Annotated in this window: 15 protein-coding genes and 1 pseudogene; 8 read left to right on the top strand and 8 right to left on the bottom strand. The window is 70.8% G+C overall.

Translation table 11 applies throughout. The annotated features are described in order from the left end of the window. Window positions 1-2: 2 nt before the first annotated feature. From SGFS_RS47520 to SGFS_RS47495, 6 genes and pseudogenes are all read left to right on the top strand, one after another. Entirely contained in the window at window positions 3-725 is a 723-nt protein-coding gene (locus SGFS_RS47520) for an FAD:protein FMN transferase (RefSeq protein ID WP_286258896.1), read from the top strand. A 168-nt stretch (window positions 726-893) separates the two neighbouring features. Continuing rightward, window positions 894-2096: pseudogene (locus SGFS_RS47515) on the top strand (SulP family inorganic anion transporter); the annotation flags it as partial. Between the two features lie 153 nt (window positions 2097-2249). Next, a complete protein-coding gene (locus SGFS_RS47510; RefSeq protein WP_286260401.1) occupies window positions 2250-2645 on the top strand; it encodes an STAS domain-containing protein in 396 nt (131 codons plus the stop codon). 42 nt (window positions 2646-2687) lie between these two features. Continuing rightward, window positions 2688-3644 (top strand): GNAT family N-acetyltransferase, encoded by a 957-nt coding sequence (locus tag SGFS_RS47505; protein WP_286258895.1) that lies wholly within the window; start codon window positions 2688-2690, stop codon window positions 3642-3644. Between the two features lie 255 nt (window positions 3645-3899). Next, window positions 3900-9107, top strand: a complete 5208-nt coding sequence (locus SGFS_RS47500; RefSeq protein ID WP_286258894.1) for a family 43 glycosylhydrolase — start codon at window positions 3900-3902, stop codon at window positions 9105-9107. 269 nt (window positions 9108-9376) lie between these two features. Continuing rightward, a complete protein-coding gene (locus SGFS_RS47495) occupies window positions 9377-10378 on the top strand; it encodes an LLM class flavin-dependent oxidoreductase (RefSeq protein WP_286258891.1) in 1002 nt (333 codons plus the stop codon). Here SGFS_RS47495 and SGFS_RS47490 read toward each other — a convergent pair. Beyond that, window positions 10342-11199 carry a lysophospholipid acyltransferase family protein gene (locus tag SGFS_RS47490; protein ID WP_286258890.1) on the bottom strand — a complete coding sequence of 286 codons (858 nt, stop codon included), beginning with the start codon at window positions 11197-11199 and terminating at the stop codon, window positions 10342-10344. The genes SGFS_RS47495 and SGFS_RS47490 overlap by 37 nt on opposite strands. Before the next feature lie 5 nt (window positions 11200-11204). After that, window positions 11205-11975 (bottom strand): GNAT family N-acetyltransferase, encoded by a 771-nt coding sequence (locus SGFS_RS47485; protein ID WP_286258889.1) that lies wholly within the window; start codon window positions 11973-11975, stop codon window positions 11205-11207. 302 nt (window positions 11976-12277) lie between these two features. Here SGFS_RS47485 and SGFS_RS47480 point away from each other — a divergent pair, with 302 nt between their 5' ends. After that, window positions 12278-14338, top strand: a complete 2061-nt coding sequence (locus SGFS_RS47480) for a HEAT repeat domain-containing protein (RefSeq protein WP_286258887.1) — start codon at window positions 12278-12280, stop codon at window positions 14336-14338. Window positions 14339-14404: 66 nt separating this feature from the next. On the opposite strand, the gene SGFS_RS47475 is transcribed toward SGFS_RS47480, so the two are convergent. The 3 genes from SGFS_RS47475 to SGFS_RS47465 are packed head-to-tail and all read right to left on the bottom strand — an operon-like array spanning window position 14405 to window position 17819. Beyond that, on the bottom strand, window positions 14405-15154 hold the full coding sequence (locus SGFS_RS47475) for a succinate dehydrogenase/fumarate reductase iron-sulfur subunit (protein ID WP_286258886.1): 750 nt from the start codon (window positions 15152-15154) through the stop codon (window positions 14405-14407). Next, window positions 15151-17109, bottom strand: a complete 1959-nt coding sequence (locus SGFS_RS47470) for a fumarate reductase/succinate dehydrogenase flavoprotein subunit (RefSeq protein WP_286258884.1) — start codon at window positions 17107-17109, stop codon at window positions 15151-15153. The genes SGFS_RS47475 and SGFS_RS47470 overlap by 4 nt, the downstream gene beginning before the upstream one ends. Window positions 17110-17111: 2 nt before the next feature. Beyond that, window positions 17112-17819, bottom strand: a complete 708-nt coding sequence (locus tag SGFS_RS47465; RefSeq protein WP_286258882.1) for a succinate dehydrogenase — start codon at window positions 17817-17819, stop codon at window positions 17112-17114. Between the two features lie 94 nt (window positions 17820-17913). On the opposite strand from SGFS_RS47465, the gene SGFS_RS47460 reads away from it, so the two are divergent. Then, a complete protein-coding gene (locus SGFS_RS47460; RefSeq protein ID WP_286258881.1) occupies window positions 17914-18798 on the top strand; it encodes a LysR family transcriptional regulator in 885 nt (294 codons plus the stop codon). A gap of 25 nt (window positions 18799-18823) precedes the next feature. Here the strand turns inward: SGFS_RS47460 and SGFS_RS47455 are convergent, their stop codons facing one another. Genes SGFS_RS47455 through SGFS_RS47445 form a run of 3 tightly spaced genes read right to left on the bottom strand, consistent with a single transcriptional unit; the run spans window position 18824 to window position 23072 of the window. Further along, window positions 18824-20101 carry a serine/threonine-protein kinase gene (locus tag SGFS_RS47455; protein WP_286258879.1) on the bottom strand — a complete coding sequence of 426 codons (1278 nt, stop codon included), beginning with the start codon at window positions 20099-20101 and terminating at the stop codon, window positions 18824-18826. Window positions 20102-20121: 20 nt separating this feature from the next. Continuing rightward, window positions 20122-22263 carry a putative bifunctional diguanylate cyclase/phosphodiesterase gene (locus SGFS_RS47450; RefSeq protein WP_286258878.1) on the bottom strand — a complete coding sequence of 714 codons (2142 nt, stop codon included), beginning with the start codon at window positions 22261-22263 and terminating at the stop codon, window positions 20122-20124. Next, on the bottom strand, window positions 22260-23072 hold the full coding sequence (locus SGFS_RS47445; protein ID WP_286258877.1) for an SAM-dependent methyltransferase: 813 nt from the start codon (window positions 23070-23072) through the stop codon (window positions 22260-22262). Before SGFS_RS47445 ends, SGFS_RS47450 begins: the two co-directional genes overlap by 4 nt. Window positions 23073-23084: the final 12 nt, after the last annotated feature.

Genomic DNA, 23084 nt, shown 5'->3' with positions numbered 1-23084 from the left:
GCGTGCGGTGGGTCGAGCAGGTGATGGGGTTCCCGGTCTCGCTGCGGGTGGACGACGAGGACGTACCCGAGACGTCGGCGGACGCGGTGTTCGCGTGGCTGAACGAGGTCGACGTCCGGTTCAGCCCGTTCAAGCCCGACAGCGAGGTCTCCCGCCTCGACCGGGGCGAGCTGGCGGCGAAGGATCTCAGCGCGGACCTCACGGAGGTGCTCGACCTGTGCGAGCGCTACCGGGTGGCGACGGGCGGCGCCTTCGACGTACGGCTGCCCGGTCGCGGTCTCGACCCGTGCGCGGTGGTGAAGGGCTGGTCGGTACAGCGGGCAGCGGAGCTGCTCACCGCGGCCGGGGCCCGGCGGTTCTGCCTGAACGCCGGTGGTGACGTGGTCGCCTCCGGCGGGCCCTGGCGGGTGGGCGTACGCCACCCCGAGCAGGCGGACAAGCTGTGTGTGGTGCTGCGCTTGACGGACGAGGCGGTCGCGACCTCCGCGCGCTACGAGCGCGGCGACCACATCATCGACGGCCGTACGGGCCGGCCCGCGACCGGGCTGCTCAGCCTGACCGTGGTGGCCCCGACCCTGACCGAGGCCGACTCGGTCGCCACGGCGGCCTTCGCGATGGGCGCCGAGGGCATCGAGTGGGCCTGTGGGCAGAAGGGCTGCGAGGTGTTCGCGGTCGACGCCGAGCGGCGGGTCTTCCGTACGCCGGGGTTGCCGGTGGCCGCCTGAGACCTGTGGCTGTGGAGAGGGCCGGGCAGCCGCTGCCCGGCCCTTCGCCGTCGTCCCCCTCCGCCTGCCGCCCGTGGCCTGCCGCCCGTCGCCCGTCGCCCGTCGCCCGTCGCCCGTCGCCCGTCGCCCGTCGCCCGTCGCCCGTCGCGGATCTTTCCCTTCCGATGGATGCTGGGATCACCGGGCGAGAGGAGACGTATGACCGGCGGCTCGGGCGGGCGTGGGCCGGGGTGGCGTCGTCTGGCTCCCGGGCTCGGCACCCTCCTGGGATACCGGCGGTCGTGGCTGCGCGGCGATCTGCTCGCCGGGGTGACGGTGGCCGCGTATCTGGTCCCGCAGGTGATGGCGTACGCGGTGGTGGCCGGGCTGCCGCCGGTGGTCGGGCTCTGGGCGATGCTGCCCGCGCTCGCCCTGTATCCCCTGCTCGGCTCGTCGCACGTGCTGTCGATCGGCCCGGAGTCGACGGCCGCGCTGATGACGGCGGCGGTGATCGGCCCACTCGCCGACGGTGACCCGAAGCGGTACGCCACGCTGGCGGCCGTCCTCGCGATCACGGTCGGGCTGCTGTGTCTGGTGGCCTGGGCCGTACGGCTGGGGTTCGTCGCCGATCTGCTCTCCCGGCCGGTCCTCATCGGCTATCTGGCCGGACTGGCAATGATCATGATCATGGACCAGCTGCCCAAGCTCACCGGAGTGACGATCGAGGGCTCGGAATTCTTCCCGAAGCTGTGGTCGTTCGTAGGGCACCTCGGGGACGCCCATGCGGCCACCCTCGTCCTCGCGGCGGTGGCCATCGCGTTCCTGTTCGGGCTGCCCCGGCTCTCCCGGGCGCTCCCGGGCGCGCTGCTCGCGGTCGTCCTCGGTACGGCGACGGTGGCCCTCTTCGATCTCGACGACCGCCATGGCGTCAGGACGATCGGCGAGGTGCCGTCCGGACTGCCTGGCTTCGCCGTGCCGGACCTCACCGAGCTGCCGCATCTGCTGCTGCCCGCCCTGGGTGTCCTCCTCGTCTGCTACACCGACGTCGTCCTCACGGCCCGTGCCTTCGCCGACCGCGAGGAGAAGAGCCGGGGGTCGACGCCAACCAGGAGTTCCTCGCTCTCGGCGCGGCCAGTCTGGGGGCGGGCGTGCTGCACGGGATGCCGGTGAGCAGCAGCGCCAGCCGTACCGCGGCTCGCCTCCTCTGCGGGCGCCCGCAGCCAGGTGTACGCGCTGGTCTCGGGCGTGGCGGTGCTCTGCGTCCTGCTGTTCCTCGGCTCGCTGCTGACCCGCACGCCGCAGGCCGTGCTGGGCGCGATCGTGGTCTACGCGGCCGTCCAGATGGTCGACCTCGCGGGCTTCCGCCGCCTGGCCTCCTTCCGCCGACGGGAACTGCTCCTGGCCCTCGGCTGCCTGGCGGGTGCGCTCGCCCTGGGCATCCTCTACGGCGTACTGATCGCCGTCGGGCTGTCGGTGGCCGAGCTGCTGACGCGGGCCGCCCGGCCGAACGACGCGGTCGAGGGCCTGGTGCCGGGGGTGGCGGGGATGCACGACGTGGACGACTACCCGGAGGCCCGTACGATCCCGGGGCTGCTCGTCTACCGCTACGACTCCCCTCTCTTCTTCGCCAACGCCGAGGACTTCCGGCGCCGGGCGCTGGCCGCCGTCGACGAGCAGGAAGTGCCGGTGCGCTGGTTCCTGCTCAACACCGAGGCCAATGTGGAGGTCGACATCACCGCCCTGGACGCTGTCGAGGAACTGCGCCGGGAGCTGATCGAACGCGACATCGTCTTCGCCCTCGCCCGGGTCAAGCAGGAACTGCGGGACGAGCTGGAGGCGTACGGGCTCGCGCAGCGGGTCGGCGACGAGCGGATCTTCCCCACGCTGCCGACCGCGGTGGCGGCGTACCGGGCGTGGAGCCGCGAGGCCGGATCGGCGTAAATGCCGTTGCGGTCCGGGTCTCAGGCACCCGACAGTGTGCGCATGAGCCCGCAGCCGCCCCTGACTCCCGGTCCGACCGTGCGCCCGGCGACCCTCGACGACGCGGCGGCGATCTGCGCCCTCATGGGCGAGGTGGACATGGCGGAGCTCGGTCGAGTCGACGCCCAACTCGACGAGGTTCAGGCCGACTTGAAGCACTCCGAGGTGGATCTGGAGCGCGACACCTGGCTGATGTTCGGCGGCGACCGGCTGATCGCCTACGGCCTGCTGTGGGACGAGTCCGGCGGTGAGCGGATCGATATGGACCACTATGTGCTGCCCGGCCGGTCAGTCGACGGACTGCGTCTGTTCGACCCGATGGAAGCGCGCGCCGTGGAGCGGGCGGCCGCCAACGGGGCGTCCCGGGCGGTGATCCATCTGTCTCTCAACACCACGCCCACGACGGACCTGGACGCGCTGCGCGGCCGCGGCTGGCGGCCGGTCCGCCGCTACAACTGCCTGCACCGCCCCCTGTCCGCCGCCGACCGGCCGCCCGTACCGCCGGCCGGCGTCACACTGCGCCCGTGCGCGACCGAGGCGGACCGCAGGAGCGCGCACGCCGTGCTCCAGGAGTCCTTCACCGACCACTTCGACTTCCAGCGGCGTACATACGAGCAGTGGCTGGACGACATCGACGCGGAGAACGCCGACTGGTCGCTGATCTGGATCGCCCGGGTCGACGGCCTCGGTGACGCGGCGGTCATGCGCACCCGCAACAACCGCGTCTCGATGGGCTGGATCTCCAACCTGGGCGTTCTGCGCGAGGCCCGGGGCCGGGGCCTCGGCAGCCTGCTGCTGCGCCACGCCTTCGGGCACTACACTGCGCTCGGGCGCGACCGCGTCGGCCTCGGTGTGGACACGGACAACAGCAGTGGCGCCCTCGCCCTGTACGCACGGCACGGCCTGAGCCTCGACTTCGCCGTCGACACCTGGGAACTGGTCCGGCCGACGGGAAAGTGATCCGCGTTCGCGAGTGGCTTGTCAACCCATCGCCGTATAACGGTTCTTGGGAGGTATCACCCCCATCCGTTCGACTGGTCGGACATTGTTCGATACCTCTTGACGCCTCACCACACGCCGATTGACACTCTCGCAACACGACGTCACACAGCCGAAACGGCGGAGCGCCCGGGGACGGGGCCCTTCGCCCTCGGCCCGCTTCCATTTTCCTTGTTCCGCCCTTTCATCAGCCGTGCTCTCAGCAGGGAACACCACATGACGTACATCGCAGGTCTGCGCGGCCGCGCGAGACGCGGGGCAGGCCGGCTCGCCGGGCTGACCGCCGCGTCACTGCTTCTGGGCCTCGCCGGCCCCGCCGCTCCCGCGCACGCGGACCAGAGCGCCGACATCACCGACGGCCTGGCCCTCTGGTACAAGCTCGACGCCACCTCCGGCACGACCGTCACCGACGCCTCCGGCAACGGCCGGGACGGCACGGTCAGCGGCACGGCGGGCTGGTCGGGCAGCGGCCAGGGCCTCGCCTTCAACGGTTCCGACACCTACATCAAGGTGCCGAACGACGTCATGAAGGGCATGGCCTCGATCAGCGTCTCCCTGGACGTCCTGATCGACGACGCGCAGAGCACCCCGTACTTCATCTACGGCTTCGGCAACACCAGCGGCGGCAACGGCAACGGGTACCTCTTCACCACCGGCAACGGACTGCGGACGTCCATCGCCACGGGCAACTGGTCGACCGAGCAGAACACCAGGCCCTCCGACTCGCACAACCTGACCCGTGGGGTGTGGAAGCAGCTCACCTACACGCAGACCGGCAACACGGGTGTGCTGTACGAGGACGGCGTGGAGGTCGGCCGCAACACGTCGGTCACCATCACCCCGGGTGCCATCGGCTCGGGCACCACAACCGCCAACTACATAGGCAAGTCGGTCTACACCGGCGACAAGCTCTTCAAGGGCAAGATCCGCGACTTCCGGATGTACAACCGGGCGCTCACCGGCTCCGAGGTCGAGCAGCTCTCGCTCCCCGTGGCCGCGCAGGGCGTCGCCGACGACAAGGTCGCTCTCACTCTCGGCGACACCAGCGGGGTGACCGCCGACCTGGATCTGCCGAAGACCGGCACGACCGGCGGTTCGTCGATCAGCTGGAAGAGCGACAACACCGATGTCGTCTCGGACTCCGGCAAGGTCACCCGCCCCGCCGCCGGTGAGCCGGACGGCCACGCCACGCTCACGGCGACCCTGAAGAAGGGCTCCGTCAGCGACACCAAGACCTTCGAGGTCACGGTCCTGCCCGCCTTCGACGACGCGACCGCCGCGAAGCAGGCCGCCGAGGCGCTGACCGTGCACAACCTCGACGACGTACGCGGAAACCTCACTCTCCCCGCCGACGGCGCCTTGGGCACGAAGGTCTCCTGGTCCTCGGCGAAGCCGGACGTCGTCTCCGCCGAGGGCGTGGTCCACCGCCCGGCGCACGGCGACGGCGGCACGACCGTCGAGCTGACCGCGACCGTCACCAAGGGCGACGCGAAGGCCACCCGCGACTTCACCGCGAAGGTCCCCGAGCTGCCCGAGAAGCAGGCTCTCAAGGGCTACATGTTCAGCTACTTCACCGGCGAGGGCACCTCGGACGGCGAGCAGCTCTACGCGGCCCTCAGCAAGGGCAACGACCCGCTCAAGTGGCGTGAGCTGAACGACGGAAAGCCCGTTCTCACCTCCACCCTCGGCGAGAAGGGACTGCGCGACCCGTTCATCATCCGCTCCCCGGAGGGCGACAAGTTCTACCAGATCGCCACCGACCTGCGGATCTACGGCAACGGTGACTGGGACCGCTCACAGCGCTCCGGCAGCAAGTCCATCATGGTCTGGGAGTCCACCGACCTGGTGAACTGGACCAACCAGCGCCTGGTCAAGGTCTCCCCCGACTCGGCCGGCAACACCTGGGCCCCCGAGGCGTACTACGACGAGAAGCTCGGCGAGTACGTGGTCTTCTGGGCGTCGAAGCTGTACGACAACGAGGCGCACTCCGGCGACACGTACAACCGGATGATGTACGCGACGACCCGCGACTTCTACACCTTCAGCGAGCCCAAGGTCTGGGTCGACCGCGGCTACTCGGTCATCGACTCCACGGTCATCCAGCACGACGGCACCTACTTCCGCCTCTCCAAGGACGAGCGGAACAACACCTCCTCCACGCCCAACAGCAAGTTCATCTTCGAGGAGAAGAGCGACTCCCTGCGCAACCTGTCGTGGGACGCGGTCGCCGAGGGCATCGGCAAGGGCACGATGAGCGCCGCCGAGGGCCCGCTGGTGTTCAAGTCGAACACCGAGGAGAAGTGGTACGCGTTCCTGGACGAGTTCGGCGGGCGCGGCTACATCCCCTTCGAGACGACCGATCTCGCCTCGGGCACCTGGACCCCGTCGTCCTCGTACGACCTGCCGTCCAAGCCCCGCCACGGCACGGTGCTGCCGGTGACGCAGGCCGAGTACGACCGGCTGCTGAACACCTACCAGCCCGACCAGATCGTGAAGAGCGCCGAGGACGTCAAGGTCGAGACGCGCATCGGTGACGCCCCGGTGCTGCCCGCCACGGTCATCGCCGAGTACGCGGACGGTGCGAAGCGCCCCGTCTCGGTCACCTGGGAGGACGTGCCGGCGTCGAAGTACGCGCAGGCCGGCACCTTCACGGTCGAAGGCACCCTGTCGGGCGACGCCACGATCGACGTACACGCCGAGGTCACGGTCTCGGAAGAGGGACCGGACATCCCGGCGGACCTGGTCCTGCACTACGGCTTCGACGAGACCGGCGGCAGCATCGCCCGTGACTCCAGCGGCCACGGCTACCACGGCACCTACGTCCGCACGCCCGACTTCGGGACCGGCGTGGACGGCGGCTCGTTCAAGATGTCCGGCGGCTCCAGCAGCTCCGACTCGCCGTACGTGAAGATCCCCAACGGGGTGCTGAAGGACGCGGGCAGCGTCACCGTCTCCACGTACGTCAAGTGGAAGGGCGGCAACAACTTCCAGTGGCTGTTCGGGCTCGGTCCCGACAGCAACAAGTACCTCTTCGCCACTCCCTCCAACGGTGGCGGCAAGCTGTTCTCCGCGATCACCAAGGCCACCTGGTCCGGTGAGAAGCAGATGATCGGCGGCTCGCAACTCACCGCCGGTGAGTGGAAGCACATCACCGTCACGCTGAACGGCTCCACCGAGACGGCGATCCTCTACGTGGACGGCGCAGAGACGGCCCGCGTGAACGGTGTCACCGTCAAGCCGTCCGAGCTGTACGACTCGGCGAAGGACTACTCCGGCTACATCGGCAAGTCCCTGTACTCCCCGGACCCGTACTTCGGCGGCGAGGTCGACGACTTCCGGATCTACAACCGGGCCCTCACGCCCGCGGAGGTCCTGGAGCTCGCCGGCAACACCACGGGCATCGCGGTGGCGACCCACCCGGCGCTCAAGGTGGACGCGATCGTCAACGACAAGGACAGCAAGGTCGTCCTGCCGCTGACCGAGGGCAGTGACATCACCGCCCTGGCCCCGGAGTTCACCCTCGCCCACGGCGCGACGATCAGCCCCGCCTCCGGCACCCTGCACGACTTCACCGAGCCGGTGAAGTACGAGGTCACCGGTTCGGACGGCAAGAAGCGCACCTGGACGGTCTCGGCACTGGTCATGAAGAGCCCGGTTCTCCCCGGTCTCAACGCCGACCCGAACATCGTCCGCTTCGGCGACACCTTCTACATGTACCCGACCACCGACGGCTTCGAGGGCTGGAGCGGCACGCAGTTCAAGGCGTACTCCTCCACCGACCTGGTCCACTGGAAGGACCACGGCGTCATCCTCGACCTCGGGCCGGACGTCTCCTGGGCGGACAGCAGGGCCTGGGCGCCGACGATCGCCGAGAAGAACGGCAAGTACTACTTCTACTTCTGCGCCGACGCGAACATCGGTGTCGCGGTCTCCGACTCGCCCACCGGCCCGTTCAAGGACGCCCTGGACAAGCCACTGCTCAAGGCGGGCCAGTACAGCGGCCAGATGATCGACCCGGCGACCTTCACGGACGACGACGGCCAGACGTACCTGTACTGGGGCAACGGCCACGCCTATGTGGTCCCGCTGAACGACGACATGGTCTCCTTCGACGCCTCGAAGGTCACCGACATCACCCCCAGCGGCTACAACGAGGGCACCTTCGTCATCAAGCGCAAGGGCACCTACTACTTCATGTGGTCGGAGAACGACACACGTGACGAGAACTACCGGGTCGCCTACGCCACCGGCTCCTCGCCCACCGGTCCCTGGACCAAGCGCGGAGTGATCCTGGAGAAGGACCTTTCCCTCGGTATCAAGGGCCCCGGCCACCACTCGGTGGTCCACGTCCCGAACACCGACGACTGGTACATCGCCTACCACCGCTTCGCCATCCCCGGCGGTGACGGCACCCACCGTGAAACCACCATCGACAAGCTGGAGTTCGACGCCGACGGCCTGATCAAGAACGTCGTTCCCACCCTGGAGAGCATCGATCCCGTCACCATCGTCCACGCCGGTCCGAACGCCGCGGGCAAGGAGGGCGACAAGCTCCAGCTGAACGGCACGCTCTCGGGCGCCGGCAGCCCCAAGTGGACGGTCGAGGAGGGTGCGCCCTGTGCCTTCACCGACGCCAAGTCGGCGAAGACCACGCTCGTCTGCACCGACAACGGCACCTACAAGGTGACCCTGACCGGCGGCCGCAGCACCGACACGGCGACGGTCACCGTCACCAACGCGGCCCCGAAGATCACCTCCGTCACCGGTCCGAAGGCCCCGGTGTCGGTGGGCAAGGTCGCGACGGTCACCGCCAAGTTCGGCGACCCCGGCACCAGTGACACCCACACCTGCAAGGTCGACTGGAAGGACGGCACCAAGGCGACGGCCGGCACGGTCGAGGACAAGGTCTGCCGCGCCGCGCACACCTACAAGAAGGCCGGTATCCGCCGACCGGTGATCACGGTCACCGACGACGACGGCGCCTCGGTGAGCACCACGCTCCCCGAGCTGATCGTCTACGACCGCGCGGCGGGCCCCGCGGCCGGCACCGGCACCTTCACCTCTCCGAAGGGCGCCTACACGGCCGACGCCAAGCTGACCGGGAAAGCGGCGTTCTCCTTCTCCGCCAAGTACGGCAAGCGTGACACCGTGCCGTCCGGGAAGGCCGCTCTCGACTTCGGCGGGGGCAAGCTGAAGTTCCGCTCCACGGGTTCCGACTGGCTCGTGGTCACCGGTTCCAAGGCCGTGTACCAGGGCTCCGGCAAGGTCAACGGCAAGAGCGGCTACGCCTTCCGGATCACCGCGACCGACAGCCCCGACACCTTCCGGATCAAGATCTGGAAGAAGTCCAGCGGCAAGGTCGTGTACGACAACGTCGACGCCGCGAAGACGAAGGGGATCACCGTAGGAAACCACCGCCGGTAGTTCCCATCCGCCTCCGCCGAGCCGCGTCCGGACAGTCTCCGGGCGCGGCTCGGCGCGTTGCGTCTCCGCCGACGGCCAGGGGGCGTCCGTCGGGGCTCAGAGCGAGCGCCTCGATCATCACCGTTCGCCACCGGCGAGGGCGACTCCCCGCACCGGGCCGTCCGCGCACCGACCAGCGCGGGCGGCCCGGATCGCGTGCCCGGTGAGCGGCCCTCGGCCGGTGAGCCGTGACTCGGGAATCCCGGCGGCGCCGACGCGTTGAACCCCATGTGACCTCAACGCTCTCCTCCGTCCGGTTCTCCGTCCTCGACCGCTCCCGCATCCGCGAGGGGCACAGTGCCCCCGAGGCGCTGCGGGACACCGTGCGGCTGGCGCGGGAGGTGGAGTCGCTGGGCTACCACCGGTTCTGGGTGTCGGAGCATCACGGGGTGCCGGGGGTCGCCGGTTCCGCGCCGACGGTCCTCGCGGCGGCGGTCGCGGGCGCCACGGACCGTATCCGGGTGGGCACCGGAGGCGTCATGCTGCCCAATCACCAGCCGCTGGTGGTGGCCGAGCAGTTCGGGGTGCTGGAATCGCTGTTCCCCGGGCGGATCGACATGGGCCTGGGCCGTTCGGTGGGGTTCACCAACGGGGTGCGCAGGGCGCTGGGCCGCGACAAGGACGACGCCGACGACTTCGCCGAGCGGCTTCAGGAGCTGCTCGGCTGGTTCCGGGGCACCTCCCCGACCGGTGTGCACGCCCGGCCCCCGGAGGGCCTGAGCGTGCCGCCGTTCGTGCTGGCCATGGGCGAGGGCGCGGCCGTCGCCGCCCGGGCGGGCCTGCCGATGGTCATCGGCGACCTGCGCAGCCGCGAGAAGATGCGGCAGGGCATCGACCGCTACCGCGCCGGGTTCCGCCCGTCCGCCTGGGCCGAGGAGCCGTACGTCGTCGTCTCCGGCACGATCGCGGTCGCCGACACCCCGGAGGACGCCCGCCGTGTTCTCCTCCCCGAGGCCTGGGCCATGGCGTACTCACGCACCCACGGCGCCTTCCCGCCGCTGGCCCCGGCGGAGGAGATCGAGCGCCGCCCGATGACCGCCAAGGAGCGCGGCTTCTACGAGTCGGGACTGATCGGACATGTGTACGGCACCGAGGAGCAGGTCGCGCACGAGCTGGAGTCGGTGATCAAGGAGACCGGCGCCCAGGAGGTCCTGGTGACGACCAGCACGTACGACCGCGAGGCCCTGCTGGACACCTACCGCAGGCTGGCGAGGATCACCGGCCTCGGCTGATCTCCCGGGTGCCCCACGTCCTCCTCCGAGTCGGTCACCCCCGTCTGCGCGGCCCGGGCGAGCGCCCGCCGGTCGGGGTGGACGCCCGGCCCGAGCAGCGGCCGTACATCCACCTCGGCGACAAGCCCCCGCACCGACACCACCCGCCACACGGAGGCGAGCAGCGAGTCGTCGCCGACGAAGGCGGGCGTGGTGCTCGCCGCTCCCCCGCCGAACCGGTAGCGGATACGCACCGGCTGCACGGACACCCCGGCGTCGAGCGCGGCCTGGAACACGGCCCGCCGGAAGTGCCCCTGCGCCCGCCCGCACCACGTACTGCCCTCGGGAAAGGCGGCGACCGCGGCCCCGCCCCGCATCTCCTCGGCGAGCCGGGCGACCGTCTCGGGCAGCGCCCGAATGCGGTCCCGCTCGATGAACAGGACACCCCCGCGCGCCGCCAGAGCGCCCGCCACCGGCCACTGCCGTATCTCCGCCTTGGCGAGCATCCGGGCCGGCCGCACGGCGGCGAGCAGCGGGATGTCCAGCCAGGAGATGTGGTTGGCGACGAGCAGCAGTCCCCCGTCCGCCGGTGCCCGGCCGGTGATCCGTACGCGCACGCCCGAGGCCCGCACGATCCATCGGCACCAGCGGCCGACCGCCCCCGCCGGGATCCGGGCGCCGAACGGGCTCAGCAGCGCCCCGACGGCCACCAGTGCCACGACCGCCACGAGCCGCAGCGCCGCGAGGGGTACGGCCGCGAAGGCGCCGACTCGCGTCCCCGTCCTCGTCGGATCCAGGCACGCCCGGGGACTGCAGGGCGCACCGGGCAGCCAGACGCTCATGGAGGTCAGGCCGCCGGGACGAGGGAGAGGAAGTGCCGCAGATAACGCGGGTTGACGCGGCTCATCGGCAGCAGCACATACAGGTCGGCCACCCCGAAGTCCGGGTCGTGCGCGGGTTCGCCGCAGACCCAGGCGCCGAGGCGGAGGTAGCCGCGCAGCAGCGGGGGCAGTTCGACGCGGCCCGCCGGGGACCCGCCCTTCGGCAGCCAGGGCAGCATGGGCCGTACCCGGTACTCCTCGGGCGCGAGGTGGCGGTCGCGCACCCGGTCCCAGGTGGCCGTGGCGAGCGTGCCGCCGTCGGCGAGCGGGATCGAGCAGCAGCCGGCGAGCCACTCGTGGCCGCCCTGGAGCATGTAGCGGGCGATCCCGGCCCAGATCAGGCCGATGACCGTGCCGTCGCGGTGGTCCGGGTGCACACAGGACCGGCCGACCTCGACGAGCGAGGAGCGGATCGCGTCGAGCCGGCCGAGGTCGAACTCGCTCTCCGAGTACAGCCGTCCGGCGATCGCGGCCCGCTCGGGCGGCAGCAGCCGGTACGTGCCGACGACCTGGCCGGTCTCCGTGTCACGGACGAGCAGGTGGTCGCAGTACGCGTCGAACGCGTCGGCGTCGAGCCCCGGCTGCGGCGAGGCCAGCAGGGCGCCCATCTCCCCCGCGAAGACGTCGTGGCGCAGCCGCTGCGCGGCCCGGACGTCCTCCTCGCTGCGGGCGAGGGTGACGGTGTAGCGGGTGGGGGCCACCGGCTGGGGCGGGCTGTCGAGCGTGGAGGCGGTCATGGCATCTCCTGGTCACGGGCCGACTCGGCGGCGTCAGGGGCGGACCTGGGGACGTGCGGTCCGCCGCCACTCTGTTCTTCCGACACCGGCTGACACGCGCGTGACCGGTCGCGGGAGCCCGGATGTGCGCTGGTTGAACGGCTCGGACCAGGTGTCCGGGGCGTCCGACTCCGTCGACGAAGGGGTGTCGCCGCGGTGACCGGCGGGCTGCACGGGCCGACCCGAAGGGCCCGGGCCGGGCAACCTCCCGGCTCGAAAGAGCGTCTCACCAGAGCACTGATCATCGACCGGGGGGCGTACGAGTGGCGGAGCTGTCGGCGGAGGCACTGGACGCGGTGCCGTGGGACCAGCTGGAGACGATCGATCCGAAGGTCCCGCCCAAGGAGGTGCGCCGGGTGCTGCGCCGGTTGTTCCGCAAGGGGCCGGAGTCGACCGAGGACGACTGCTGGGTGCTGTTCGACAACCTGGCGACATCGACGCACGGTGTCTCCTCGGTCGCCACGGCCGCCCTGCCGTTCGTCGTCGCGCTCGCCGCCGACCCCCGGATCGGCGCCCGCACGACCCTCGTGGAACTGCTGGTCTTCCTGTCCCACGCGCAGGAGAAGACCCCGCCCGACTCGCTCGACCCCGCGTGGCCCGAAGCCTGGCGGCAGGCACACCACGCGGCTCAGGACCTGCTCACCGACCCCGATCCGGCGGTACGCCGGGAGGCCGTCCACCTGGCGGACACACCCGGCCGGCTCCTGGAGCGGTGGCGGGCCGAGCGGGACCTCTCGGTCCGGCTGCCGGTGCTGTTCGCGCTGGGCGGCCTCGCGGCCTCCGCCGGCACCGAGGGCGGGACGGCCGCCGAGATCCGTGCCGTCCTGGACGCGTTGCCGACGGGCACCGACCCCGTCCTGCGGGTGGCCGCCGTGTGGGCCTCAGCGGGCGTGGACGCCGAGGTGCCGGTCCGTGCGCTGGACACGCTGGTGGCGGCACTCACCGACCCCGCCGCACGGGCGCGTTGGGACAGTGTCTGGTACGCGCCGGGGTTCGAGCATCCCTTCAGCCGCGAGAGCGTCGCCTATCGCACGGCCGCGCTCTTCGAGGGCACGCCCGCCACGGCGACGACGTTCCTGACCCGGCTGGCCTCGGCGGCGGACCCCGCCGAGGACGCCGATCTGCTGCGGGCCGTGCTGGACCGCTGCCTCATGCTGCTGGTCGCCCACCGGTCCGTGGCGGCCGCGCTGCCGCCGATCGCCGGCCGACTGCTGGATCACCCCGATCCCTCCGTACGCGTCAGGGCGGCCCATCTCATCGCCGGACTGGGCCCGCAGGCCGCCGAGTACGCCGATCGACTGGCCGGTCTGCTCGACGACTCGGGCGAGGTGGAATTCCTGGAGGGCAGCGTCAGCGAGCACGCCTGCTGGGCGCTGACCCGGATGGACGATCCACGGGCCCTGCCCGGTCTGGTCGACCGGCTCTGCGCGCCGTTCCGCGAGCACTACGGCCGCAGTTACTGCAGCGGCGAACCGCGCCGCCCCGAGATCGTCGACGTCCTGGCACCGCTCCGGGCCCACGCGGACATCCTCCTGCCGTCGATACGGGAGGAGCTCCGCCGCAATCTGACCGACCCCGGCGCGCACGGCGCTCTGACAACGGACTTCCTGGCGACCCTCAAGGCCTGGGGTCCGGACGCGCTGCCCGCCCTGCCGGAGATCACGGCCTACTTGTCCCACCGCTTCCGCAGCTACGACGCCGTCGACGCGTTGGCGGCGTTGGGCCCCGCAGCCGCCTCCGCCGCACCCGTCCTGCGCGAGCACATGGCCCTCGAACCCCCGGGGAACCACCCGTGGTTGCAGTGGGTCCTCTGGCGGATCGGCGGTTCCGACGTGACCGAGGCTCTGCCGGCCGTCGGCGACACACTGCCGGTCGAGGGAGAGGCACCGCACGCCGGCATGGTCGGCCGCCTCGCGGACTTCGGCGCCGAGGCCTCACCCTACGTCGACCGGGTGCGGTACGCCCTGGACACCGGTGAGGGCTGGATCAGGGTGCAGGCGGCGATCGCCTTCTGGTCGATCACGGGCGATCCCGAGCCCGCCCTGCCGGTTCTGGAGGAGGAGGTCCTGGCGTTCGCCGCCGGGGGCGAGTGGTACGGCTCGTTCCGTGACGCGCTACGGACGTTCATCCGCTTCGACACACTCACCCCCGCGGTCGAGACGGCCCTGCGCACCCTCCGCGAGCAGGACCGCCGCCTCTCGCCGCACGCCGACTACCGCGCGATCCTCCAGGACGAGGAACTCCGCGCACTGATCGACGAGGCGCTGGCGATCCGCTCCCAGGGCCCGAGGAACCTTGAGGAACCTTGGCGGGGCCGGGTCTGAGCACCACACCCGGCCCCGCCCGTCCGCGCGGTTCGGCGAACGTCCACTGGAGCGCCCCCATGGGGCCTACCGCTTCCCGGCCTTACGGACAGCCCGCAGCCACTCCTTGTTCATGTTCGTGATCGACACGAGAGGAATCCCCTTGGGGCAGGCGGTGGCGCACTCCCCCGTCAACGTGCACCCCCCGAACCCTTCCTCGTCCATCTGCTCCACCATGTCCAGCACCCGGCTCTCCCGCTCGGGCGCCCCCTGCGGCAGCACGTTCAGATGGTTGACCTTGGCCGAGGTGAACAACATCGCCGCCCCGTTGGGACACGCGGCCACACACGCCCCGCACCCGATGCACTCCGCGTGCTCGAACGCGAAGTCCGCGTCCGGCTTCGGCACCGCCGTCGCATGAGCCTCGGGCGCGGCGCCGGTCGGCGCGGTGACGTACCCGCCGGCCTGGATGATCCGGTCGAACGCCGACCGGTCGACGACGAGGTCCTTCACCACCGGGAACGCCGACGCCCGCCATGGCTCGACATCGATCGTGTCGCCGTCCGAGAAGGACCGCATGTGCAGCTGACAGGTGGTCGTCCGCTCGGGCCCGTGCGCGTCCCCGTTGATCACCAGGCTGCACGCCCCGCAGATCCCCTCACGGCAGTCGTGGTCGAAGGCGACGGGGTCCTCACCGCGCAGGATGAGTTCCTCGTTGAGCGTGTCGAGCATCTCCAGGAAGGACATGTCGGGCGAGATGCCGTCCACCTCGTACGTGGACATGGCGCCGTCGGTGTCGGCGTTCCGCTGCCGCCAGACGCGCAGGGTGAGCCTCATGCGTAGCTCCGCTGGGTGGGGTGGACGTACTCGAAGACGAGGTCTTCCTTGTGCAGGACGGGAGCCGAGCCCGTGCCCGTGAACTCCCAGGCGGCGGCGTACGAGAACTCCTCGTCCCGGCGTTCCGCCTCGCCGTCCGGAGTCTGGGACTCCTCGCGGAAGTGGCCGCCGCAGGACTCGGCGCGGTGCAGCGCGTCGAGGCACATCAGCTCGGCGAGTTCCAGGTAGTCGACGATCCGGTTGGCCTTCTCCAGGGACTGGTTGAACTCCTCGCCGGTCCCCGGCACCTTGATCCGCCGCCAGAACTCCTCGCGGATCTGCGGAATCCGCTCCAGGGCCTTCCGCAGCCCGCTGTCGGTGCGGGCCATGCCGCAGAACTCCCACATCAGCTCGCCGACCTCGCGGTGGAAGGAGTCGGGCGTGCGGTCGCCGTCGACGGAGAGGAGCAGGTTCAGCCGGTCCTCCGTCTCGGCCAGCACCTCCTGGACGACGGGGTGTTCGGCGCCGATCTCCTCCTGCCCGGGGTGCCGGGCGAGGTAGTCGTTGATCGTCGCCGGCAGCACGAAGTACCCGTCGGCGAGGCCCTGCATCAGTGCCGAGGCGCCGAGCCGGTTGGCCCCGTGGTCCGAGAAGTTGGCCTCGCCGATCGCGAACAGGCCGGGGACGGTGGTCTGGAGGTCGTAGTCGACCCAGAGTCCGCCCATCGTGTAGTGCACGGCAGGGTAGATGCGCATCGGCACCTCGTACGGATCCTCGTCGGTGATCCGCTGGTACATGTCGAAGAGGTTGCCGTACTTGGCCTCGACGGCCTTCCGCCCCATGCGCGTGATGGCGTCGGCGAAGTCCAGGTACACGCCCTGTCCGCCGGGGCCGACCCCGCGTCCCTCGTCGCAGACGTTCTTCGCGGCGCGGGAGGCGATGTCACGCGGGACGAGGTTGCCGAAGGACGGGTAGATGCGCTCCAGGTAGTAGTCGCGCTCGTCCTCGGGGATCCGGTGCGCGGGCCGCTGGTCGCCCTTCGCCTTCGGCACCCAGATACGGCCGTCGTTGCGCAGCGACTCGCTCATCAGCGTCAGCTTCGACTGGTGGTCGCCGGTGCGCGGGATGCACGTCGGATGGATCTGTGTGAAGCAGGGGTTCGCGAACAGCGCGCCGCGCCGGTGCGCCCGCCACACGGCGGTGGCGTTGGAGTTCATGGCGTTGGTGGACAGGTAGAAGACGTTGCCGTAGCCGCCGCTCGCCAGCACCACGGCGTCGGCGAAGTACGTGTCGACGCGACCGGTGATCAGATCCCGCGCCACGATCCCGCGCGCCCGTCCGTCGACCACGATCAGGTCGAGCATCTCGGTCCGCGGATGCATCTCCACGTTGCCCGCGGCGATCTGCCTGCTGAGGGCCTGGTAGGCGCCGAGCAGCAGCTGCTGCCCCGTCTGCCCGCGGGCGTAGAAGGTCCGCGACACCTGGACGCCGCCGAAGGAGCGGGTGTCGAGCAGACCTCCGTACTCCCGGGCGAACGGCACACCCTGTGCCACGCACTGGTCGATGATCTCGACGGAGATCTGCGCGAGCCGGTGGACGTTGGACTCGCGTGCCCGGAAGTCGCCGCCCTTCACGGTGTCGTAGAACAACCGGTGGACGGAGTCGCCGTCGTTGCGGTAGTTCTTCGCGGCGTTGATACCGCCCTGCGCGGCGATCGAGTGGGCGCGGCGCGGGGAGTCCTGGTAGCAGAACTGGACGACGTGGTAGCCCTGTTCGGCGAGCGTGGCGCCCGCGGAGCCGCCGGCGAGACCCGTGCCGACGACGATCACCGTGTGCTTGCGGCGGTTGGCGGGGTTGACCAGCTTGGCCTCGAAGCGGCGCTTGTCCCAGCGCCCGGCGATCGGGCCTTCGGGCGCCTTGCCGTCGACGACCGGCTCACCGGTCGCGTAGTCCGCGTATTCGGAGGACGTAGTCATACTCAGCTCACCACTCCGGTCATGACGGCGACGGGTACGGAGACGAAGCCCAGGGTCAGTACCAGCGCGAGGACGTTCGCGGTGGTCTTCAGGGCACGGTCGCGGGTGCGGCTGCCCGCGCCGAGGGTCTGCGCGGCGCTCCAGAAGCCGTGCCGGACGTGCAGGCCGAGCGCCAGCATCGCGACGATGTAGACGACGTTGCCGTACCAGGTGGAGAAGGTGTCGATGACGTTCTGGTACGGGTGACCGGACTGGAAGCCGCCCGGGTGCACGGTGCCGGTCGTCAGGTCCAGGATGTGCCAGACGATGAACAGGCCGAGGATGACGCCGCCCCAGCGCATGGTGCGCGTGGCGTAGCTCGCCCGGGGCCTCTTGTGCACGTACTTGGTGGGCCGGGCGCCGATGTCGCGGCGGCTCAGCTGGTAGGCGGCCGTGGCGTGGGCGACGACCGCGGCGACGAGGACCACGCGGGCGATCCACAGGGCCCATTCGTGGTGGAGGAAGGGCTCGCCGAGGGTGCGCAGCCAGTGCGCGTAGCCGTTGAACTCGTCCGAGCCGAAGAAGATCTTGAGGTTGCCGAGCATGTGGACGACCAGGTACGCCAGCATGATCAGTCCGCTGACGGCCATGACCGTCTTCTTGCCGAGGGAGCTGTCCCACACGGTGCGCGCCATGGACGGTTTTCGTTCCGTCCGCGTTGCCAGAGCCATGGAACAAGACGCTAGGGCCGGAAACACTCATCGGTCCAAGACATGGTATGGCTCGTTTCGATAGTCGGAAACTATCGTGATCTATCGTGGAGGGATGCAGTTCCAGCAGCTTCAGTACTTCGTGGCGGTCGCCGAGACCCGGCACTTCACCCGCGCCGCCGACCTCGTCCATGTGGCCCAGCCGTCGCTGTCGCAGCAGATCAAGGCGCTGGAGCGGGAGTTGGGGGCGGACCTGTTCCTGCGGGCTCGCGGCAACATCACCCTGACCGACGCCGGTGAGGCGCTGCTGCCGCTGGCCCGCCGCATCCTGGCCGACGCGGACACCGCCCGGCACGAGGTGCAGGAGCTGGTCCAGCTGCGCCGGGGCCGGGTCAGGCTGGGCGCGACCCCGAGCCTGTGCACCGGCCTGCTGCCGGACGTCCTGCGCGCCTTCCACGACCGCTATCCGGGAATCCAGCTGCTGATCGAGGAGGGCGGCTCGCACGACCTCGTCCGGGAACTGGCACGCGGCGCCCTGGATCTGGCCCTGATCGTGCTCCCGCTGCCGACGCCCGCCCCCGCGCTCACCACGGTGGAGCTGCTGCGCGAGGACCTGGTGGTGGTGTCGTCCCCGGACTCACCGAAGCCTGGCGACGGGGGCCGTACCGTCCGGATCCCCGATCTGGAGGGCGAACGGCTGGTCATGTTCCGGCACGGCTACGACCTGCGGGAACTCACCGTCGCGGCGTGCCGTGCCGAGGGCTTCGAGCCGGACTTCGCGGTGGAGGGCGGCGAGATGGACGCGGTGCTCGGCTTCGTACGGGCGGGGCTCGGGGTGGCCGTCGTCCCGCGCATGGTGGCGACGAGGTCCGGACGAGGGCTGCGGGTGACCCCACTCGCCCGGCCCGGGCTGCACCGGACGATCGCACTGGCCCATCGCAGCGACGTGGCTCCGCCGAGGGCCGCGCGGGAGTTGCAGCGCATGCTGCTGAATCGGTGAGGGTCAGGCGTTCAGGGCCGTGCGGTCACTGGTGTCTTCCCTGGTAGTAGCCCTGCTGGAAGTGCTTCCGCCCACGCGTCACCAGGTACGCGACGACCCCCACGGCGAGCAGGCCCCCGCTCATCTTCCAGGACACGAAGAGCACGGCGAGGAGCCACAGCGAGGTCAGCGCCACGTAGAGGAGTGGGGGTACGCGCACGCCCTTCGGCGCACCGGCGGGTGATGTCACCGGCTGCGCCACGGGATGCCGAGCCGCGGGCTGCGCCGGTGGGGACGACAGCGGGTTGTGCGCGGTACGGGTGTCGGCCCGGGCGAGAGCCGTCGGGCTCGGCCGGTACGGAGGCGGTGCCGGGGTCGAGGGCCTTGCCGGAGGCGGGGGCGGCGCCTTCACCGGCGCCGGCGCGCGGTGGACGGCTGCCGTACGCCCCGTGCGCCCGCGCAGTTCCCCGAGTCTCCGGCGCACCTCCGCCGCCCGCTGCGGCCGGTCCGCCGGCTTCTTCTCCAGCAGCGCCAGGATCAACTCGTCCCAGTCGTGGGGCAGTTCGGGCCGGTGGCGGCTCGGTGGGACGGGCGGTTCGTCCATGTGCTTGCGGAGGAGGACATGCCAGGCGGAGGCCTCGAACGGGAGCCGACCGGTGACCAGTTCATAGAGGATGCAGCCGAGGGAGTACAGGTCGGTGCGCTCGTCCACGGGGACGTCTCCGTGCGCCTGCTCCGGTGACATGTAGGCGGGGGTGCCCACGACCGACCCCGTGGTGGTCAGCGCCGTGGGGGCTCCCGCGCTGTCCAACAGTCGGGCGATACCGAAGTCGAGGACCTTGACCAGGCTGTCCTCGCGGTCGGCCGGGTCGGCGCCCGTCACCAGCACGTTCGCCGGTTTCATGTCGCGGTGCACGACCCCGGCCGTGTGGGCCGTGTCCAGCGCCTTGCACATCTGACCGCCCCAGTGGGCCACGTCGTCGAGGGCGAGCGGACCGGACGCGCCGCGGACGATCCGGTCCAGGCGCCGCCCGTCGATCAGCTCCATCACGAGGTACGGGAACGCCGGGCCGTCGTCCTCCGACGCCGTGCCCAGCTCGTACACCGTGACGATGTGCGGGCTCGACAGCCGCGCCACGGCACGGGCCTCGCGTACGAACCGTGCCGTGATGCCGGGGTCGTCGCCGTGCCCGAGGCCCTTGACCAGCTTGACGGCCACATCGCGGTGCAGGTGCTCGTCGTGGGCGCGCCACACCTCGCCCATGCCGCCGTCACCGATCGTGCCGAACAGGCGATAGCGCCCGTCCAGCATCCGCTCCGCCATCCGTCCCCCTCGTGCCGGGCTCACCCCGTCGCGTCCACCAGGGCCAGCTCGTGCAGCCGGTCCGGCGGGCCCGGGCGGGCGTAGTACCAGCCCTGGGCCGTGTCGCAGCCCAGTATGCGCAACTGCTCGGCCTGGGCGCCCGTTTCGACGCCCTCCACGGTGACCGTGAGGTTGAGGCTGTGGGCGAGCGAGACGATCCCGTCGACGATCTTCAGGTCGACGGGATCGGCCGGGAACCGCTGCATGCTCTGGGTGAAGGAACGGTCCAGCTTGAGGACGCTCACGGGCAGGCGGCGCAGATTGGCCAGGTTGGAGTAGCCGGTGCCGAAGTCGTCGAGGGCGATGTCGACGCCCATCTCGGCGAGTCGGCGCAGCGGTTTGAGCAGGCTGTCGTCGGCGCCGATGAGGGCGGACTCCGTCACTTCCAGGCAGAGCGCCTCGGGTTCGAGGCCCGCCCGCTCCAGGATGTCGACGGTGTCCTGGACCAGCCCGGGATGGGTGAGCTGGCACGGCGACAGGTTGACGTTGACGCGCAGCGGCTTGACGGCCGTGCCGCCGTTTCGTTCCTGCCACGCACAGGCCTGGCGCACCGACTGCTCCAGGACCCAGCGGCCGAGCGGCACGATCAGTCCGGTGCGCTCGGCGAGCGGGATGAAACGGTCGGGGCCGAGCACGCCGTGCTGCGGGTGCAGCCAGCGGACCAGGGCCTCGGCACCGTGCACCGTGCCGTCGCCGAGGTGGACGAGCGGCTGGTACTCGATGAAGAACTCGCCCCGGTCCAGGGCCGCGGGCAGCGCGGTGGTGAGTCCGTGCCGGGTGATGGCGCGGGCGTCGGCCTCCGCGTCGGCGACCTCGTAGCGGTTGCCGCCCGCCGACTTGGCCCGGTACATCGTGATGTCGGCGCTGCGCAGCACCTCCGCCGGGCCGCGCTCCCCCGCCGGGCCCTCGACGATGCCGATGCTGCCCCGTACGAGGAGTTCACGGCCGTCGATGCGGACGGGGGTGACCAGCGCGTTCATGATGCGGTCGGCGAGTTCGTCGACCTCGCGCTCGGTGTCGGTGCCGGTGGTCAGGGCCACGAACTCGTCGCCGCCGAGCCGCGCGACCATCTCACCGGGGGCGGTCGCGCAGGACTGCAGCCGGTCGGCGACCTCGACGAGCAGCCGGTCGCCGGCCGCGTGGCCGAGGCTGTCGTTGATGGCCTTGAAGCCGTCGAGGTCGAGGTAGCACAGGCCGAACCGCTGGCCGTCGGCCGCCGCCAGGGCCTTCTCCAGTCGCTCGAAGAAGAGGGTGCGGTTGGGCAGTCCGGTGAGCGCGTCGTGCGTGGCCTCGTACCGCAGGCGGAGGTTGAGCAAACGGCGCTCGGTGGTGTCCTCCATGAGGGCCAGTTGGTACTGGGGGCGGCCGTCGGCGTCGCGCAGGAGGGAGACCGTGAGGTTGGTCCACAGGACCGTTCCGTCGGGCCGGTTGAACGCCTTTTCGGTGTGGTAGTGCTCGCGCTCGCCGCGGACCAACTCCTCGTACAGGCGCCAGACCTGGGGCGCGTCCTCGCCGTGGGTCAAGGCACGGACGGGACGTGAGCGCAGGGTCTGCTCGGTCATGCCGAACATGCGCTGCAGGGCGCCGTTGGTCTGGAGGATGTTGCCGTCGAGGTCGGCGATGCCGATGCCTATGGCGGCGCCCTCGAAGACGGCGCGGAAGCGGGCCTCGGTCGCGTGCAGGGCCCGGGCGACGGCACCCTGGGCCTCCAGTGCCGCGCGGGCGATGGCCTCCTGCTCGGCCAGGGTGCGCTGCCGCAGTGCCTCGGCGTATCCGGCGGCCATCGCGGACTGCAGCCGGGCGGCGCGGGCGCGCAGATCCTCCTGGGGGCCGTCGCCGCCGCAGTAGAGCACCAGGTAGGCGTCCACGCAGTCGAGGCTGCGGCCGAGGGCCTCGGGTTCGGTGCAGTGCGCCTCGACGAGGGCCGCGCCGACCGCCCTGCCCTCCTCGGCGCCGTACGTGCGGGCCTTGAGCGCCTCGCTCAACCGCCGTGCGAGCGGCAGGAGCAGTTCCTCGAACTCGGGGCGGGTCAGCGACGTGGAGGTCACGGGGAACACGGCCCGGCTCCAGATCGTCGCGAACCTGCGGAGTCTGTCCTCCGGCCCGTCCGGCTCCGCACTCACGCCGTACGTCCCACGCCGGCGAACCCCGAGAGGGCGTACGGATCCTCGTCCTCGGGAGCCGTGTCGGGCCGCCACTTCGCCGTCGGCACCAGTCCGGGTTCCATCATGTCGTACCCCTCGAAGAACCGCGCGATCTCCTCGCGAGAGCGCATGATCAGCGGATTGCGAATGTCCTTGTACACGTCCACCGCGCCCTCGACCCGCTCCCTGGGCAGCGGGATTCCCTCGTAGGAGGCGTGCGCGACGACGAGCGCGCTGCCGGGCGCGAGCGCGTCGCGCAGTTCGGCCACCGCTCCGTACGGGTCGTCCGTGTCCTCCACGAAGTGCAGTATGGCAACCAGGAGCAGGGCCACCGGACGGTTCAGGTCGATCAAGCGCTCGACACGGGGGCTCGTGAGGATGTCCAGGGGCTTGCGCAGATCGCCCGCGAAGGCGTCCGCGCCGTCGTCGCCCTCGAGAACGGCCTGGCTGTGGGCCACGGCCACGGGGTCGTGGTCCACGTGGACGACCCGCGCGCCGGGGGCGACGGACCGGGCGACCTCGTGCACGTTTCCGAAGGCGGGGATCCCGGATCCGATGTCCAGGAACTGGGTGATGCCCTCACCGGCCGCGTAGCGCACGGCCCGGCGGGTGAACGCCCGCTTGGCCTGCATGATCTTGGGCAGTCCCGGCACGAACTCCATGGCCCTGCGGGCCGCTTCCCGGTCGACCTCGAAGTTGTGCGATCCGCCCAGGTAGTAGTCGTGCATACGGGCCACGGAGGGCACCGAGATGTCGATGCTCCGTGGGGCCCAGGCGGGGCGCTCCATCTGTCTCTCCAA

This window comes from Streptomyces graminofaciens (genome assembly GCF_030294945.1).
Lineage (GTDB): Bacteria > Actinomycetota > Actinomycetes > Streptomycetales > Streptomycetaceae > Streptomyces > Streptomyces graminofaciens.
This window is presented reverse-complemented; position numbering and strand designations above follow the sequence as displayed.

Coding starts and splice junctions, on each gene's coding strand:
- SGFS_RS47500 (WP_286258894.1), top strand. CDS start 3,900: ATGACGTACATCGCAGGTCTGCGCGGCCGCGCGAGACGCGGGGCAGGC.
- SGFS_RS47455 (WP_286258879.1), bottom strand. CDS start 20,101: ATGGCGGAGCGGATGCTGGACGGGCGCTATCGCCTGTTCGGCACGATC.
- SGFS_RS47445 (WP_286258877.1), bottom strand. CDS start 23,072: ATGGAGCGCCCCGCCTGGGCCCCACGGAGCATCGACATCTCGGTGCCC.
- SGFS_RS47475 (WP_286258886.1), bottom strand. CDS start 15,154: ATGAGGCTCACCCTGCGCGTCTGGCGGCAGCGGAACGCCGACACCGAC.
- SGFS_RS47485 (WP_286258889.1), bottom strand. CDS start 11,975: ATGACCGCCTCCACGCTCGACAGCCCGCCCCAGCCGGTGGCCCCCACC.
- SGFS_RS47465 (WP_286258882.1), bottom strand. CDS start 17,819: ATGGCTCTGGCAACGCGGACGGAACGAAAACCGTCCATGGCGCGCACC.
- SGFS_RS47490 (WP_286258890.1), bottom strand. CDS start 11,199: ATGAGCGTCTGGCTGCCCGGTGCGCCCTGCAGTCCCCGGGCGTGCCTG.
- SGFS_RS47510 (WP_286260401.1), top strand. CDS start 2,250: ATGCACGACGTGGACGACTACCCGGAGGCCCGTACGATCCCGGGGCTG.
- SGFS_RS47460 (WP_286258881.1), top strand. CDS start 17,914: ATGCAGTTCCAGCAGCTTCAGTACTTCGTGGCGGTCGCCGAGACCCGG.
- SGFS_RS47470 (WP_286258884.1), bottom strand. CDS start 17,109: ATGACTACGTCCTCCGAATACGCGGACTACGCGACCGGTGAGCCGGTC.
- SGFS_RS47505 (WP_286258895.1), top strand. CDS start 2,688: ATGAGCCCGCAGCCGCCCCTGACTCCCGGTCCGACCGTGCGCCCGGCG.